Origin of the sequence: Aeribacillus pallidus (assembly GCF_050478865.1) — a bacterium.
Classification (GTDB): domain Bacteria; phylum Bacillota; class Bacilli; order Bacillales; family JACDOC01; genus JACDOC01.
Genome location: NZ_JBCNBW010000100.1, coordinates 1 through 1,259 on the forward strand (window position 1 = coordinate 1; position 1,259 = coordinate 1,259).

Here is a 1,259-nt window from a genome sequence, read left to right on the forward strand (position 1 = left end):
TCCGTTTCCCGACTCATATATTTATTCCTACGGTCATCGGAACCCTCAGGGGTTAGCCTGGGATCAAGGTGGACAATTATATAGTTCCGAACATGGTCCTTCTGGAGAAAACGGCAGGCGGGCACATGATGAAATAAATAAAATTTTACCAGGGAAAAATTATGGATGGCCTTTGATTATTGGAAATCAAAAGAAAGACGGTATGGAAAGCCCTCTATTCCAATCTGGTAATAGTACATGGGCTCCTTCAGGACTGGCATATTATAACGGTGCTCTTTATGCGGCTTGTCTAAGAGGGGCTCAAATTCGCAAGTTCAATCTTTCTAACAAACAAGAGACCGTCGTTTTAAGTGGATTGGGACGGTTAAGGAACATTACGTTTGATGGTAACACGGCATACGTGTTAACCAATAACCGCATTGAAAGTGGAAAAAGTGATGACTGGTTAATTAGAATAAATAGTTTATAGTTAAAATAAATCTATATGATTTCAACTAATTCGTAGTCGTAAATCTCTCGAGATTAACCATTTTAAACTGCATCGTGTAGATTAGTTTTACTTCTTTTGATAACGATTTTGTTCCTCTTCACTCTACTCCAAGTATGTCATCTTATATTGAATAACTGGTTCTTTATGACTTCACTCGTCAAGAGGCATCGTCGGTTTCGATATGTGACAGAATTCCTCACCACTATTATTCTACCCGTTTTAAAAAGAGGTTCTTTTTCAATGTTTGTTCCACATTCAACCTCGTTCTTCGTTCTCCTTTTTTATGCCCTTAAGATAATCATTAATTTGAAGTTCATTAGATGTTCTAAATTTGCTGAATATTCCTTTCTGAAAAATTGGAAGAAGCATACATTTAGGTGTGGTGTTTCAAAACGATCGCACGTTTTTTACCAACTTCAGCAACTAACTTCACTTCATACGGAGGCCTCTATTGTACAAGCTTCGTGGACCCATTGTAGGTCCCAATAGTCCTAAAAAAAGAAACCACATACACACTACTCTACATCAACAGAGGTAATGTTATGTGGTCTCTACTGTCTCCTACCGAATAATAAAGTGTTAGGTGGTGAAACATAGGTGTCTGGAAAAATGGTAAAATTAAGTGTACATGATAATTGGAACACGTATATAGAAAAATTTCCTATATTAGATGTTTATTATTCAAAGGAATACGTCCATTTATTTGCTGATGTAGAAGATGGGGTACCGGAAGCCGTTTATTATGAATATAAGGACGGAAAAGTATTTT

General features: G+C 36.8%; 1 protein-coding gene. It reads left to right on the top strand.

What is annotated here, in order from left to right:
• On the top strand, positions 1 to 469 hold a 469-nt coding region (locus ABES52_RS16795), incomplete at its 5' end, for a PQQ-dependent sugar dehydrogenase (protein ID WP_429652465.1).
• Positions 470 to 1,259 lie beyond the last annotated feature (790 nt).